The 16,744-nt window shown below is 74.3% G+C and carries 3 protein-coding genes (1 of these 3 only partly in view); all 3 read left to right on the top strand.

From position 1 onward, the window contains the following. Positions 1 to 199: 199 nt before the first annotated feature. Entirely contained in the window at positions 200 to 655 is a 456-nt protein-coding gene (locus tag IE260_RS34220; RefSeq protein WP_189879060.1) for a YbaB/EbfC family nucleoid-associated protein, read from the top strand. Between the two features lie 95 nt (positions 656 to 750). Then, entirely contained in the window at positions 751 to 1,116 is a 366-nt protein-coding gene (locus tag IE260_RS34215; protein WP_189879058.1) for a hypothetical protein, read from the top strand. Next, on the top strand, positions 1,113 to 16,744 hold the 5' end (the start) of the coding sequence (locus IE260_RS34210; RefSeq protein ID WP_189879056.1) for a hypothetical protein. 43,162 nt of this gene lie beyond the right edge of the window; the window shows 15,632 of its 58,794 coding nt (coding positions 1-15,632); its start codon is at positions 1,113 to 1,115; the stop codon falls past the right edge of the window. Before IE260_RS34215 ends, IE260_RS34210 begins: the two co-directional genes overlap by 4 nt.

Raw genomic sequence — 16,744 nt, 5'->3', positions numbered from 1 at the left:
CACCAACTCACGGCGTTCTCGGCTCCGACGGGGCGCGCGTCTGTTCGGACACTTCTTGCGTCCGCGCGGGCACGGGTGGGGGGCCGTGGTTTCCCGGCGCTCTCCTCCTCGTGTTCCCTGAGCCGGGTGCCGCGGCTCCAGCCGTCCGCACCGCCGGAGTGCTCCGGTGAGAACGCAAGGCTGTAAGAGGAGTGAGCGCGTGTCCACGCCGTTCGACGAGGAGATCGAGGAACTGCGGGCGACCTATCAGTCGCAACTCGCCCAGATCGGCGACCTGCAGCGGCGCATGCGCGAGGTGACCGGCACCGCCACCGCCAAGTCGGGGGCCATGAAGGTCACCGTCGGCCCGCAGGGCGAGGTCACCGCTTTGGAGTTCCCCACCGGCGCCTACCGTCGGATGACTCCGAAGGAACTGGCCGACATGGTGATGTCCACCATCCAGGAGGCGCGCGCCAAGGCCACCGCCGCCCTCACCGAGATCATGGCGCCGCACCTGCCCGAGGGACTGGACGCGGAACACCTGGTCCGGGGCACGGCGAACGTGGGCGAGCTGTTCCCGCAGGAACCGGCCATGCCGGAGGGCGTCCGGGAGTACGTCGAACAGGGACGCATCGCCCGGCACGTCGGAGAAGGTCCGAAGATCACGCACAAGTGACGCCCCACCGTATGCCCTTACGCGCCCTGCGGTGGGGCCTCCGGAGCCCGAACGACCACCCGTACCGCCCGTACCCACTGACCGAGGAGTGACCCGTGCAGGAGAACCTGATCGTCGACACCGACGGCCTGAAGGCCGCCACCGACATGCTGCGCCGGGTCGCCGAGGGTGTTCTCCTGCCCGTCAAGGGCGCGGCGGCGCAGCTCAGTGCCATGCCCACCCCTTGGGGCAATGACAAGTTCGGCGCCCAGTTCGCCGCGGGGTACAAGCCCTCTGCCGACGGTGTGCTGGACGGCGGCGAAGGCGTGAGCAAGCTGCTGCTGGACGCCGGGGACGGCCTGAAGGACATGGTCCGCGTCTTCGACACCGCGGAGGCCGGCGCCCGCGATGCGTCGTCGCGCCTCAACTCCCGTATGGGTGGTACCGGCGGCCAGGGCGGCGGCGGAGGACGCCGAGGGTGAGCCAAGTACCGGAACCCCTTCGGTGGGCGGCGTACATCACCGGCACGGAGCTGCCGGAAGCCGACCCCGACCTGTTGCGCCGACAGGGGGAGATCTGGGGTGCCCTGGCCCGGCAGTTCGAGGGCATGGTGGGCGAGATCAACGCCGTCAACGCCAGCGTCCAGGGCAACGTCAACGGCGACCCGGCCGAGGCCTTCGGTACGTACATGCGGTCACTCAACAGCACCCTGCCCGCGCTGGCACGGGCCGCCGAGAACCTGCAGGTCATGAGCGACGACTTCGCGCTCCAGGTGGAACACGCGGTCCGGCTGGTCGAAGCCATGCTCGCCTGGATGCTGGTCGAGCTGGCCTTCCTGGCCAACTCGCTGTTCGGGCTGGCCGCGGCGCCGGCACTCATCACCGGCGTCCGGCAGGTGATCATGGCGATCCTGCGGCGCCTGCTGATCTCGGCGGCCGCGGGCACGGCCATGATGACCGGCCTGGAGACCCTGCTCCAGTTCATCGAGATCCTGGAGGGCCACCGCAAGCGGCTCGACCCCAACGCCATCAGGGACATGGCCGTCGGCGGCGCCATCGGAGGCGCCGCGTTCGGCGCGTTCTCCGGTATCGGCCGTCAGATCGCGCCGCGCTTCGCCGATTCGGCCCTCGGCCGCGCCGCGCTGGGTGGCGCCGCCGGTGTGGTCGGCGGTGCCGGAGCCAACGCCGCGCTCGACGCCGACCAGAACCTGGGCCTGGCGTTCCTCGCGGGCGCGGCGGGCGCGATGCTCAGCAGCCCCGGGGGCGGGGGCAACCGCAAGCAGGAGACGGACCCGGTCCCCGACGTGGCGGACATCGTCAAGTCACTGCCCGACGACCCGTCGTTCGGGGGCTCCGGTGGTGACAAGAGCGCGCTCGGGATCGATCCCGTGGTGGCGCCCGGCACCGCATCCACAGGCTCGACCGGTACGGGGACAAGGGGCTCGGCCAACGCGTCCGAACCCGTTGCCTCCGTACCGGACGGGACCGGCGTGGGTGTGCCCGACACCGTGACCCGAGTGCCGGAGGGCACCGGCGGGCCGGCTGTCGCGACCGGCGGCAGAACCGGTACCGCTACGGCGAGTTCGGCCGCGGGCGAGCCCGGCACGGCGGGTTCGGGGTCGGGTGCGCGTGTCGGGGAGTCCGGCACGGCTGGTACGGCGACTGCGCGTGCCGGGGAGTCCGGCACGGCGGGTACGGTGACTGCGCGTGCCGGGGAGTCCGGCACGGCTGGTACGGCGACTGCGCGTGTCGGGGAGTCCAGCGCGGCGGGTGTTGCGACCGGGTCGGGTGCCGGGGAGTCCGGCACGGCGGGTGCGGTGACTGCGCGTGTCGGGGAGTCCGGCACGGCGGGTGCGGCGACTGCGCGTGCCGGGGAGTCCGGCACGGCTGGTGCGGTGACTGCGCGTGTCGGGGAGTCCGGCACGGCGGGTGTTGCGACCGGGTCGGGTGCCGGGGAGTCCGGCACGGCGGGTACGTCCTCCGGTTCGCGGGCGGGTGAGCCCGTGCGCGTCACGGATCCGGCCGTCGCGGCCGACGGAGCCTCGACGTCCGGTGAACGGCCGACCGCCGCGGCGCTCCCCGGCTTCGCCGAGACCTCACCGGTCCGCGGGGCCGAACCCGCCACCGGCGAGAGCGCGGGCACACCTGCGCCCACCACGGGGACGTCCGGGGGCGGTACGGGTACCGCGGGCGGGACCGCGGAAGCGGGACCCGTCGCGTCGGCCGGCCGGGATGCCGCCGACAGCGGTCCGGCGATGACCGGCCGGGACCTCGCGGACAACGGTCCGGCGGTGACCGGCCGCACCCTGACCGAGAGCCCGGCCGAGGGCTCGGCCACCGGGACCACCGAATCCGCTTCCGCGCCGGCCGGGACCGCGGACGCCGTGTCGCCTGCCCGGACGGCCGGCCCCGAGACGGCGGCGGGTGCGGGCGACAGCGCCCCGGCGACAGCCCCTGGACGGGCCACCGCACCGGACGCCGAGGCGGGCCGCACCGACCAGGCCGGCACCGCGGCGGAACCCGCCGTGGGCGCCGGAACCACCCCGGCGGGACCGGCCTTGTCCGGCGGGCCGGCGACGCCCGTCGCGCACTCCGACACCGCGAGCCCGTCGCAGAGCACATCGGACCGCACCGGGCCGGCCCCGCAGGCCGGGCAGCCCGAGGGACCCTCCGCCACGGCGGGCGCGGAGACACCCGCCGTACGCCCCGACGACTCCGGAACCCAGGCGGCAGCCGCTCGTACGGAAGCCGCCGTCGGTGTCCAGACACCGCTCGCACGCCCGGAGACCACCGCGCCGAGCACTCCGCCTGGCACCACGACCGGTGGTGCAGGCAGCGGGGCGGCGCGTACCGACGCGGGCACCGTCGGCGCCCGTACCGGTGAGACGGGCGGCGTGAATCCCTCCGGCCTGCGCACGGAGGTGTCGCAGCCCGGGACCACGGCCGGACGCCCGGACGGCGCGGGAACCACCGGCACCGGCCGCGAGGCGCCGCACACCGTGAGGCCGAGCGCTCCCACTGATGCCGCCGCCGCGCCCGTCCGTGGCGAGACGCCGTCGGGTTCCACAGCTTCCGGGAGCGGTACGACGGCGCGCGGTACCGGCGAGCCGGGCGCCCCGCGGGACGCGTCCGCGTCCGCCCGGCCGACCACTGCGGCCGGGGCCCGTACCGAGGCCCGCCCGCCCCGTGAGGCAGGGCAGGGCCGGGGCGCGGCCGACGAGGCCACGGCTCCCGCGCATCGCGCGCCCGGTCAGACGGCGACGGAGAACGGTACCGGCCCGACCGGGCAGGACCAGCTGCCCGCGCGCCCCGCGGAGACGGAACCCGCCACCGACGCCGGCACGGCCCCGCCCGTCCGCGCGGACGACGGCGGAGAACCGCCCGCCCCCGGTCCCGACGACCCCGCCACCACCGTCCCGGACGGCGGACCGGCTGCGGACGCCTCACGCCCGGAGCCCTACGTCTTCCGCGGTGAGGACCCCGAGCAGGCGGCGCGGTGGCGTATCGAGCAGACCCGGGTGGTGGGGGAGTACCGCACCCGTTTCGAGACGGAGCAGGACCGGTACTGGCAGCAGCGCGAGGCCGACCAGCGGGTGGAAGCCGCCTTCGCCGCCCACCTGGAGAACCCTGATCCCGTCCACCGCAGGCCCGACGCCGACGTCTTCCAGGACGTACCGCCCGGCGCGGACGAGAACACGCTGGCCCAGGCGCGCGCCCGTGCGGAACTGGTGCGTCAGGAGTGGCAGCAGCAGGTCAAGAGCTGGTTCGACGACCGCTGGAAGGCCGATTTCGAGGAGTACCGCCGGGGCGACATCGCCCGCTCCGAGTTCGCCCTGCGCTTCGCGGAGCTGGTCGACGGACTGCCGGACGACGTCGAGATCACCGCCGCCACGCGGCTGGCCCGGCGCGTGGCCGAGGAGTCCTTCGACGCCCTGTCCGGCGCGGACCTCCCGGCCCTGCGCGCCGGTGACCCGGAGTCGCTGGACGCCGCCGTGCGGGCCCGCCCCCCGGCCGCGCGGGCCGACGAGGCGCTGCGCGACACCTTCGGGGCGGACTGGCCGTCGCTGCCCGAGCACGTCGTGACCCGGGCCCGGGAGGCGTTCACCGCGGACGCCGCCGCCGAGGTCCACCGGGTCGCGAGCGGCCTGCGGGGCGCGGAGGGTGAGCGCGTTCCGGTGGACTGGTCGCGGTTGCACACCGGGTTCGACACCGGCATGCGGGAGCTGACCCAGGGGCTGCGCACCCGGCTGGAGCTGGAGGCTGCGGCCGACGACATCTTCGTCCGCGCCGCCCGGGCGGCCGACGTCGACCTCACCGTCTCCCGCGCGGCCGACGCGGACCTCCCCGCCACCGACGCGGCCGACACCGCGATCGGCGCCCGCCCGGCCGATCCGCTCGCCGACAGCACCGGCACCGACGCGACCACCGACGGTGACGGCGCCGTCGCCGTCGCGGCTCGGACCGGTGACGCCGGGGACCCGCCCGCCGACGGGAGGGGGCAGACCGCCGGGTCCTGGCTCGACCGGGCCCGCGCCGACTTCCGTGCCGAGTTCGACGAGCTGACCCGCACGCTGCCCGGCGACGGCCGCGCCGTCCGCCGTATCGCCTGGGACGAGTGGCTGGACCTGCGGAGCGCCTTCGAACCCCGGCTGAACGACCTGGCCGAACGGTGGCAGGCCCGGCTGCGCGCCGGGGCCGCCGAGGAGGAACTGCGGCTCCGCGCCGTCGACGAGGCCGAGACCGCCCGCGCCCAGTGGTCCGGGTCAACCGGGCGCGACCCGGTGGAGGCCGCGACCGTCGACATGGACGCGGTGGTCGCCGGCCACCGCGCCGATCTCGCCGCCGAGGGCGACGCGTTCCTGGCCGGCCGCTCGCCCCGGGAGCTGTCCGCACAGGAATGGGAGGCGTACGGCGACCGGATGCGCCAGGCGCACGAGCGCCTCGTCGCCGACCTGCCCACCCGGCTGGAGTACCAGGTCGGCCTCGACCGCGCGCTCACTCAGGCGGACCTGCTGTTCCAGCGGGCGCGGGCCGAGGGACCGCTTGCGGAGCGGGCCCAGCAGGGCCTGCGCGAGGACATCCGGCGGGAATTCGGCCGGCTGGCGGGCCGCGCCGAAGACGGCACCTGGGGCCCGGACCGGGTGGCCGCGGGCGAGGACGTGTTCGTCCGGGAGTACCTGCCGGACGCGGAACGCTCGGTGCCGGCGCGGCTGGAGTTCGAGCGCGCCACGGAACGCACGCTGCTCGAAGGCGGCGAGCGGTTCCACGACCTCACCGCGGACCGCAGCCTCCTGACCGAGCGCGCCAGGCGCAACTACACGGTCGACGAGGAGACCTTCGACCGGCTGTCCGGCGACTTCCGCACCGACTGGATGCGCGGCTACCACGACATCTACGGCCCGCCCGCGCGGGACCTGACCAACTGGATGCGGCACGAGCGCGAGAACGGCGACACCTTCGGCAGTACGGTCCGCTCGGAGTGGGAGACGCTGCGCGACGCACTCCAGGCCCCGTTCGACGCCGCCGCCCGGGCCCGCGCCGACGCGGATGCCGCCCTCGCACGGGAGCAGGGCCGGCAGGAGAACCTCGCCTGGCGCCAGCAGGTGGCCGCAAACTTCCAGGGCGTCCTGGGCAAGGGCGCCGCGCTGGACGACCTCGCCGCGCGCGCGGAGATCGGGCCCGCCGAGGTCCGGTCGGCGCGGGTGCTGGCGGAGTACCAGCGCGACCTGTCGGAGCTGCGGTCGTGGTTCTCCCGTGAGTGGGACGCCGCCGCGCGCACCACCGCACCGGACGGCGCGGCAGCGGTGCGCGCCGCCCTGACCGAGGAGGCACGGCAGCGCTGGGACACCCTCGCCGGCCGGACCAGGCAGCAGGACGAGGCGTACGCGGCCTGGCAGCGTGAACCGGCCTGGACGCTGGACCTGGCGAGCCTCCAGATCAGCCGCACCCCGCTCGAGGCGGCGGGCCGCGCCGACGGCGCGGGCCCGCTCCCGCGCGCGGAAGGCGACCAACAGGTCCAGCTCCAGCAGACCGTGGCCCGGGAGGACCGTACGGCCACGGCCGGCGCCCCGGACACCGCGGCGACGCGCACGGACGGCCCGCGCACGGACGGCCCGCGCGCGGCCGTGCCGACGGCGGACACGGTGGCCGGCCTGCCGGCCGCCGTGCGCACCCGCGACCAGGCGTACGGCGCGTTCGAGAGCCGGCTCGCCGACTTCCCGGCGCTGCGCTCACCGCAGGCGGTGGACCGGGTCGCGGCCGTTCGCGAGGCGTTCGCCGACGCCTGGGCCGCGGACCGCACCGCCTCCGGGCCGGCCGAGCTGACCCCCGCCCGCACGGCAGCCCTCGACGACCTCACCGGGCAGCTCGCCTCGGTACGCGACGACCTGGCGGCCCGCGCACGGGCGCGTGAGATCTTCGAGCGGGACATCGCCACCGCCCTGCCCGGCCGCGACGGCGCGGCCTTCGCCGCCTCGGCGCAGGCCGCGGCGGTGGTCCAGGAGTTCGAGGAGGCCGGCCCGTCCGTCGAGCGGCCCGCGGAGACACTGACGGAGCAGTTCCGGCAGCGGTACACCGACGCCTACCACGCCTGGCTCCAGGACCGGCAGGCGCGGGCGGCCTTCGACGCCGCGCTGCGCACCACCGGCCCGGACGGCCGTCAGACCGACCTGACCGAGGGCCGGGCCCAGTGGACTGCCCCCGTACAGCGGTGGTACGAGCGGCAGTTGGCGGCCCTGCGGGAGAGCCATGCCGCCGAGTGGTCCGCGGTGACGGCGATCCAGGACGCCGAGGAGCGCGCACAGCGGCTGGACCGGATGGCTCGGGACACCCGCGAGGCCGCGCTCCACCAGCAGCGGCGGGCGCCCGAGGCGGTCGCGGAGAACCGGCGCCTGGCCGAGTACACCGCCCGCTTCACGGCCGACCGGAACTGGAGCAGCGAGCTCACCACCTGGTACGAACAGCAGCGCCGGGCCCTCGTCGAGCCCCTGTCCGGGCGCTTGGACGGCCTCGCTTCCCGGGCACGGGCCGAGGCCCTGGCCCGCTTCGGTGAGCAGGCCGCGGCCCTGCACGAGGTCGCCGAAGCGCGGCACCGCGCCGAGGAGGACTTCGCGCGCGGGCTGAGCGACCTGCCCGGCGATTCGGTCCGCATGACGCACGCGGCGACCGCCGAGTGGACACGCCGCCACATCGGCGCACTGCGCGAGGCGTACGTCCACCAGGTCGAGACGGACACCGCGGACGGCCCGGCCGGGGAGTCCGCGCGGGTGGCGGAGACCGTACCGGCCCCCTCGTACGCCGACGCGCGGGACTGGCGTGTCCCCGCGTGGCAGGCGGCCCAGCGGGAACTGCACCAGTACTACGCGGAGCTGCTGGCCGACGCCGACGGCTCCCGGGCGGACGCGGCCGACGTGACCGGCGACGGGCCACGGGCGGAGACCGCCGGGGACACCGGCAGCGGGGTCTTCGACGAGACGTTCGCCCAGTGGTCGCGGGACGGGGCCCCGCCGCTGTCCGAGGAACAGCTCACCGAGGTACGGGACAGCGTCCTGGCGGACCACGGCCGCATCACCGAGGTCACCGTGGCGGACCGGCGCCCGCTGCCGGAGGAACTGCGCGACGCGTTCTCGCTGGCGGCGGTCCGTCACGTGGCGCTCGACCGCGGGGACGCCGCCTTCGACCGGGCCTTCCAGCTCTGGGGGCAGCGCCTCACGGAGGCCTGGCGGCACCGCCTCGACGACGGTACGCGGACGCCGTTCGAGCTGACCGCCGAGCTGGCCACCACGGTCCGTGAAGAGGCCGCGGCCGGCTTCCGCGACCGCTGGGAGCAGGCGCTGCGCGAGACGCTCGCCGGCGTCGATGCCCGTGCCGGCCTGGACGGCGCGGTACGGGAGGCCGGCGGCCGGCTGCGCGAGCTGGTCGCCTCCCTGGCGGCCGAGTTCGACCGGCACGCCCTGCTGCACGGGCAGCTCGCCCGGCTGGACAGCGCGTTCGAGGAACTCGCGGAGTCCTTCCACGACCGGCTCGGCCCCGAGGAGCGGGAGCTGCTGGCGGCCCTCGGCGCGGAGAACGCCACCGTGTCCGCGCCCGGCCGGCTCCGGGTGCTGTCCGAGGCCCGCGACACGCTGAGGCAGCGGTTCGAGCAGCTCTTCCCCACCGCGGCCGGAGTGGCCGGTCTCGTCACCGACGGGGGACCGCTGCCCAGCCAGTGGCTCGAAGGGCTGCGCGACCTGCTGCGGTCGCTGCCCGCCCGGCTGGCGGTCCAGGCGGCCCGGGAAGCGGAGATCCTGCGGTCCCAGCAGGCCGTCGCGGACGCCGCGACGGCGTGGGCCGAGTCCGGACCGGAGATCGGCGCCACCTTCCTCGACCGCTTCGCGGTGGACTTCACCCAGGTCCGTCCGATGCTGCGCGGCCTGCTGGACGTCACGGTGGCCGCCGGCGTCAACGCCCGCTTCGAACGGGTCTTCGGCACCGGGGACGCCACCACGACAGCGCCCGGGACCGCGCAGGAACGGCTGGAACGGTGGCGCACCGCCTACGCCGAGCTGACCGACCCCGAGCGGCTGCACACCTGGCTCACCCTGCGGCACGCCCGCGGTGACGTGACCACCGTCGCGGACCGGCTCTTCGCGGACCAGCTCGACCGGTGGCGCGCGGCCCACGGTGCCGAGGCACTGTCGGAGGCCGAGACCGCCAGGGCCCGGGCCGGCCTGGACGAACGCCTGCTGGCCGCCTTTGACGCGCTGTTCACCGACGGCCCCGTCGCCCGCGACGAACTGGCCGGTGTACTGCGCCGCTGGGACGCGGTCCTGGCCGCCGAGGCGGGGACGCTGCCCGCGCACTTCGCCTTCGAGTCGGGTGTCGGCGCGGCCCTGCGCGGCGCGGCCCGTTCCTTCGAGGGGCTCCGCGGAGACCGCGCGGCGTACGAGGACCGGGTGGCCGAGCTGGCAGCCGGCTTCCGGGACGACTTCCTCGCCGCCTACGAACGCCTCTGGGCTCCGCAGCCGCTCTCCTCCTCGTGGGCCGACCACGAAGCGGCCCACGCCGACTACTTCACCGGCGCCCTGGCCGCCGAACGCCTCCGCGACGCCGACGGACCCACCGGCCGGGACGGCGAAGCGGTGACGGTCCGAGCCGAGGAGGAACTGGAGCGGACCCTTGCCGACGGCACGGGCCGCGCCCGGTGGGACCGCGCGGTCGCGCTGCTGCGACCGGCGCCGGTGATCGGCCAGGACCCCGAGGACGTCGCTCTGCGGCAGGCCCAGCACCGGGCGCTGCTGCGGATCGCCGAGACACTCGGCGACTTCCCCGACACTCCAGGGAGCAGTGCCCTGGCGCAGGCCCGGGACCTGGCGGACCGGCTGGCGGCCGAGACACCGGGTATCAGGTCGACCCATCAGGGCCTGCGCGGCGGTATGCACCCCGCTCAGGACACGGCCGCCGTGCCGTGGTCCGTGGCGGAGGCGGCGCGACAGCGGGCGGACCAGGCGTGGCGGTCGCGGCCGTGGATCTCCGCGGCGGACGACGTTCCGCAGTCGGCACAGGGAGGCCACGGACTGAATGCCAGTCAGGTGGCGGAACTCAGCGTCTGGCTGTCGGAGCGCGAGGAGCGCAACCTGGCCGGGACCGTGCTGACGTTCGGGTCCGTGGCCGACCACGTCGTCAACAGGTGGGGCGTCAGGCTGCGGCGGGACCAGGTCCACACGCTGCACCGCGCCTACCGGCAGGACGCCGCCGAGCCGTCGGCGCGCACGGCGGAACGCCTCGGCCTTCATCCCGACTACCTCGTGCACGCCTGGGACTTCTACCGCAGGCACCAACACCTGGAGCCGTCCAGGGCGACCACGGACAGCCGCCAGGCGGACCTGAGCATGTACCTGGCCCGGTTCCGGGACCGGGCGAAGCTGACCAAGCTCCCGCAGGCTCTGGTCGACTGGTGGGAGTCGATCGGCATGCGCTGGTCGACGGAAGCCATGACGACCCTCGCCCGCCAGGTCATCAGGGCACGGTCGACGGGGGCCCCGCCGCCGGACGCGGAGATCCGCTCGCTGAGGGTGGACGCGTCGTCCTCTGTCACCGTCGACCTCGCGCACTGGCGCGAGACGCTCAGACACACGGACCCCAAGACCAGGGGGGTGGTGCAGCGAAAGCTGGGTGAGGCCTGGCTTCCCGCGCCGTGGGCCGAGGAGACGGAGGCCGGGGCGGGAGACGTGCCGGAGGAGCTGCGGAACGACTGGGCGTACCGTGCGGCGACCGTCTATCAGCGCATCAACGGGCATCTGGAGGTGCCGTTCGACACTCTGGTGCAGACGCCGGAGGGAACGGCCGACCTGAGTGTCGCGCTCGATGACGTGCGCGGCCGGCGGCAGCTGCTGTCTCCGGTGGTGGTCGATGCCTGGGAGAGGCTGGGGCTGCGGTGGCGGACCTCGGACGCGATCGCCGCGGCCCGGGTGTTCGTCGCCGGTCACGGGGGCGACCTCACGGCCGTTCCGGACGACAGTGAGATCGAGGCACTGCCGCTGCCCCGTCATCAGGTCCCGTTCAACCTCGCCCGGTGGGTCCGCACCGTCACGGCCAGGACGCCGCTGACGGACGCCGACGAGGCGGCTGTGGTGGAGGCGTTCGGACCGGTGTGGGGGGATGCGGTCGTCCACGGGCACACCCGGGCGGGCGTCCCGCAGCCGCAGCAAACCACCGGCCCGTCGGGGGTGTCCGGCCTGGCCGGACCGTCCGCGAACTCCGCCATGGGGGACGCGCACGCTGCCGAACAGCGACCGTGGCGTCAGCGGTTGTGGCACGCCGCGGTACGTCCTGAGGACGCCGTGCCATGGCTCGGCCTTTCCGCCATGCCACGGAGCACGCGTACAGACCTGTTCACCTTCCTGCGGCAACAGCGGACCAGGGTGACGTTCGGCGTTGTCGCCGACTGGCTGGAGCAGCACGCGGGACTCACGCTGGACGAGCAGCAGCTCGAGCCCCTGCGTCAGGAGTACCTGGCCGTGGAACGGTCCCGTCTCGGCGATCCGATCCCGCCCGGCCTTCGCACCAGCGGCGTGGCGGTGAACCGGAGGGACGAGGCGCAACGGTTCTACGCCGAGTTCGGACACCTCGAGCCGCTCAGGAACTGGCGACGTGGGCTGCAGGACTACCTGGAGAACCTCCGTCGCCGATTGGCCGAAGGGACGCTGGAACAGAGCACGATCGACTGGTGGGAATCGGTCGGGATCCGCTGGAACGCCTCCGACGTGCTCCGGGCCATGGCCGCGTACGTGAGCCAGAGGAACTCCGACGCACCGCTCACTGTGGAGGACATCCGCTCGGTCCCCATGCCCGGCACCGGCGTCGTGGTGGACGTGGCTCACTGGATCAGCACGCTTTCCCGCATCCCGCGCAACGCGGTGACCTACAGGCAGCGCAACCAGATGGAGGAGCTGTTCGGCCGCGCCTGGGGGCGCCAGATCATCGCATCGATCGGAACCCGGCGCCGCGCCTTCGACCGTGGCGTCGGCCGGCAGGCCGAGGCCCCCGCCGAGCCGGTCGATGCCATGGACGTGGACGTCCCGGAGATGCCGGAGCGGACGGCCCCGCAGCAGCCTGTCCCGCCCGCTGACGGGATGCAGACGGATGGTGTCCCGGAACAGGCGGGGCCGTCTCGGGCGGCCGGGGAGGTGCCCGACGCGACGCACCCGTACGACGCCCTGGTGGACTGGTTCACCCAGGAGGCGTCCCGGGAAGACGGGGCTGCGGACGCTGGGTCCTCTCAGGTGACCTGGGACACCGAGCCCTTCCTGCGGGACATCTACGCGTCCTTCGCCGGCGGTCAGGACGGCGGCTCCGGCCCGGCCGGCCTCCTCCGGAGCTGGCCCCCTGCCAGGGAAGCGGACTTCGAGGGCGTCGACACCTGGCTGGCGGACATCACGCCCGAGCCGCAACAGGACCCTGCCCAGCCCGGTCCCTCCCACAACGCGGAAGACTCCCTGCCGCAGACGGCGACGCACGGGGCGGCAACCGGCGTCGAGGCCGAGGTGGCGCGACAGCGGGCGGACCAGCTGTGGCGGTCGCGTCCGTGGTTCACCGAGCCGGACGCCGTCCCGGCGCAGGGACACCCCGATTCCGGGCTCGACGACGCCCGCAAGGGCCTGCTGTCGTACTGGCTGGAGGTGCAGGAGTCCGTTGTCCGCCCCGAGCGCGTCCTGACCTACGGGGCGGTGGCCGATCACGTCGTCCGCAGGTGGGGCGTGAGACTGGGACGCGCCCAGGTCGCCTCGCTGCATCACGAATACCGTCAGCACTTCCCCGTTCCCGCGCATCGCTTCGGCCGCAACGGTTACCACACCGAGCACATCGCGACCGCATGGGACTTCTACCGGACGCACGGGCATCTGGAAACACCCGCGAGCCTGCGGAGCGAAGAACGGCTGCAGAAGCTCACGCAATACCTCAATCGCGCACTGCGTACCACGGACACGTTCGAGAAGACCCCGCAGTCCCTCGTGCACTGGTGGGAGTCGATCGGAATGCGCTGGTCGACGGAATCCATGCTGATCGCTGTCCGCAACGCCACCGGCGTCGCGGACCCGCACGTGCTGAACGCCCCGCCGCCGGACGCGGAGATCCGCTCGGTCAGGGCGCACCCGTCGTCCCCGGTCACCGTCGATCTCGCGCTCTGGCGCGAGACGCTGAGACATGCCGCGCCCAGAGCGATCTTGCACGTACGGAAGCTGATCGGTGAGGCCTGGCTTCCCGCGCCGTGGGCCGAGGAGACGGAGGCCGGGGCGGGAGACGTGCCGGAGGAGCTGCGGAACGACTGGGCGTACCGTGCGGCGACCGTCTATCAGCGCATCAACGGGCATCTGGAGGTGCCGTTCGACACTCTGGTGCAGACGCCGGAGGGAACGGCCGACCTGAGTGTCGCGCTCGATGACGTGCGCGGCCGGCGGCAGCTGCTGTCTCCGGTGGTGGTCGATGCCTGGGAGAGGCTGGGGCTGCGGTGGCGGACCTCGGACGCGATCGCCGCGGCCCGGGTGTTCGTCGCCGGTCACGGGGGCGACCTCACGGCCGTTCCGGACGACAGTGAGATCGAGGCACTGCCGCTGCCCCGTCATCAGGTCCCGTTCAACCTCGCCCGGTGGGTCCGCACCGTCACGGCCAGGACGCCGCTGACGGACGCCGACGAGGCGGCTGTGGTGGAGGCGTTCGGACCGGTGTGGGGGGATGCGGTCGTCCACGGGCACACCCGGGCGGGCGTCCCGCAGCCGCAGCAAACCACCGGCCCGTCGCCGAACGCGACCAGGCAGGCCGGCACCACGCTGCGACCGCGGCCGTATGACGACCGGCCGTGGCACGGAGCCGTCCATCTGGAGGACGCCGCGCCACGGCTCGGCCCCGGCCACGTCCCGTCCAGCCTGCGGACCGCTCTGTTCGACGCCGCGTGGCAGGAGAAGGAGCGGGTGACGCTCGGCACCGTCGCCGAATGGCTGCGGAGGGAGGCCGGAGTGACGCTGAGCGAAGAACAGCTCGAGCGACTCCGGTACGACTACCACGTCACGATGCGGAGCTGGCTTGCGAACCCGGTCATCGGGAGCAAGCAGATGAGCGACAACACCGCTTGGGGTGAAGCGCTGCCGCGGCGGGACGAGGCGCAGCTGTACTACGAGGCGTACGGGCACCTTGAGGTGCGTCCCACCGACGACAAGGCCCTGTACCTCTACCTGCGTGCGCTGCGCAGTGCGCAGGCCATGGCGACGCTCAAGCAGAGCACGGTGGACTGGTGGGAATCGATCGGCATGCGTTGGGGCACCGCGTTCATGCTCGACGTGGCGCAGGCATTGCTGACGGGGCAGGACGTCAGCGCGCCCTGGCCCGAACAGGCGCTCCGCGCCGTCCAGGTCCCGGACTCGCGCCTCGTGGTGGATCTGGCTCACTGGATCGACGCACTCGGCCTTGTCTCGGACAACGTGATCCGCCCGTACCTGGGAAGGTTCACCGAAGTCTTCGGCCCCGTCTGGGGCCGACAGATCCTCCGGTCGGTCGGGACACGGCGCGACCCCGGCCACCGGCCCGCCCGGCACATCCAGCACCCCCCTGAGCCGGGCGGCACCGTTGACGCGGACGTCCCGGATGCGACTGGGTCGACAGCGCCCCAGGACCCTGCCCCGCCCGGGGACGAGATGGCGCCGGAGGGCCTGACGGGTCAGGCGTGGTGGGGTGCCGGGCCGTCGGTGAACGACGCAGAGGCGTTGTTCCCCCCGTTCCCGTCGTTGCCGGAGGAGGTGACCGGGGACGGTGGGGATTCGTGGTGGGGTGCCGGGCCGTCGGCGAACGACGCCGACGCGTTGTTCCCACCGCTCCTGGACGGGGCGTTCGAGGGCGGTGGGGCGTCGTGGTGGGGTGCCGGGCCGTCGCTCAACGACGTCGACGCCTTGTTCCCGTCGTTCCCGGACGCGCTGCACGCTGACGGTGAGGTGCTGGAGGACCCGGCGGGCCAGGCGCCGCTGGTGCCGGACCTGTTCCTGAACGACGCGGACGCGTTCCTCCCGTTCGACCTGGAAGAAGCGCTCGGCGACGTCACGGACGTGCCGCAGCAGGGCGCCTTCGAAGCGGAACCCGCCCGCGTCGCAGCACAGGAGTTCCTGCGGCAGACGACGTGGCGGATCGCGTCGCAGCTCGGCGCCGAGCGCTACCGGACCCTGCGGACCGCCGCGGCGGGCATGCTGCAGCCCGCTGTCCTCATCGGCCGCGAGCAGGCCGTCCAGGAGTTGCGCGAGGTGCAGGAGCTGGCGCTGCTGCGCGTCGTGGACAAGCTCGCCGCGACACGGGACGAGGCACGGGCACAGGCACTGGCCGACCAACTGGCCGCGCAGTACCCGGGCATCCGGTCGGCCCAGACCACCGTGCGGGGCGGCATGTGGCCGAGTGCCACCGCCCTCGGTGAGGAGAGCGGGCGGACACCCGTGGCCGAGGGGCGGGAACCGGCACCACGGGTCCGCGCGTTGCAGCACCGGCTCGCGGCCGGCTTCGACACCCGCCGCGGCCACGGACTGGGTGACGACCCCTCCGGGACCGCGATGGCCCGGATCCTCGGTCCTGACGTCTACGGCCAGCGACAGGCGCCCCCCGCACCGCCGTTCCTGCGCGACTACGACTTCACCCGGCTCGGCTCCGCGCAGCGCGCGGCGTTCTTCACGGCCGTGGACCTGACCCGCCCGGCCCCGGCCCGTGCCGAACTGCGGCCGTCCGCGCTGCCGAGCGACGCACGCACGGTGGTCGCCTCGCAACGAGGGGACATCCCGAAGCTCGCGCACACGATCTGGCTGGGCGGACCACTCACCGCGGAGGGCGCCACCGGCGAGTTCCGCTGGAACCTGGAGCGCCTGGCAACCGGTCGGCCCGACGTCACCGTCGTCCTGTGGACCGATGTGACCCGCGCCGAGTTCGACGACGCGGAGGCCGGAGCGAAGCAGCCGGAGCAGGACGGGGAGACGGGTGACCGGCGGACCCAGGTGCTGGACATGCTCCACTGGGCCCGTGCCGCACGGGTCCGGCTGGTCAATGTCGACGAGGTCTTCTCCCGGACCTCGCCCATGGCGCTGGACGGCGTCTACCGGGCGGAGACCGCTCGGAGTACCGGGGCCGCGTACACGGCTGCTGCCGCCATCCTGCGCCTGGAAGTCCTCGACCGGTTCGGCGGCGTCTACCGGGACCAGGGCACAGCGGTCACAGCCGACCTGACCGCCGAGCTGCGTCGGGTCGCCGACTCCGCACACTCCTTCGGGGTGGCGCGTCACGAGGGACAGCCGTCCGACGCGGTGCTGATCGCGCCTGCCGGGCACCCGTTCCTGGAGATCCACCGGCAGGTGATCCGGGAGAACTACACCCGGACCTCGGCCGAGAACGCCCTGCAATCGCTGCCGGCGCGGACCGACGGGACACTCCCGGACGTCCTGAACCACACGCCCCGCACAGCCCGGGACGAGGCGCTCGCGCGTACCGGTGCCGGCCCCACGGCCTGGCGGACACTCGCCCGGCACACCGGCCTGCCGGACCTGCTGGAGGAACTGGTCACGGTCTCGCCGGAGGTGTTCGCGCCCGGCTCCGCCCGGACCTGGCCGGT

The organism is Streptomyces viridiviolaceus (genome assembly GCF_014650995.1).
Lineage (GTDB): Bacteria > Actinomycetota > Actinomycetes > Streptomycetales > Streptomycetaceae > Streptomyces > Streptomyces viridiviolaceus.
Note: the sequence above shows the minus strand (reverse complement) of the source record. Positions and strands in the feature narration are given on the sequence as shown.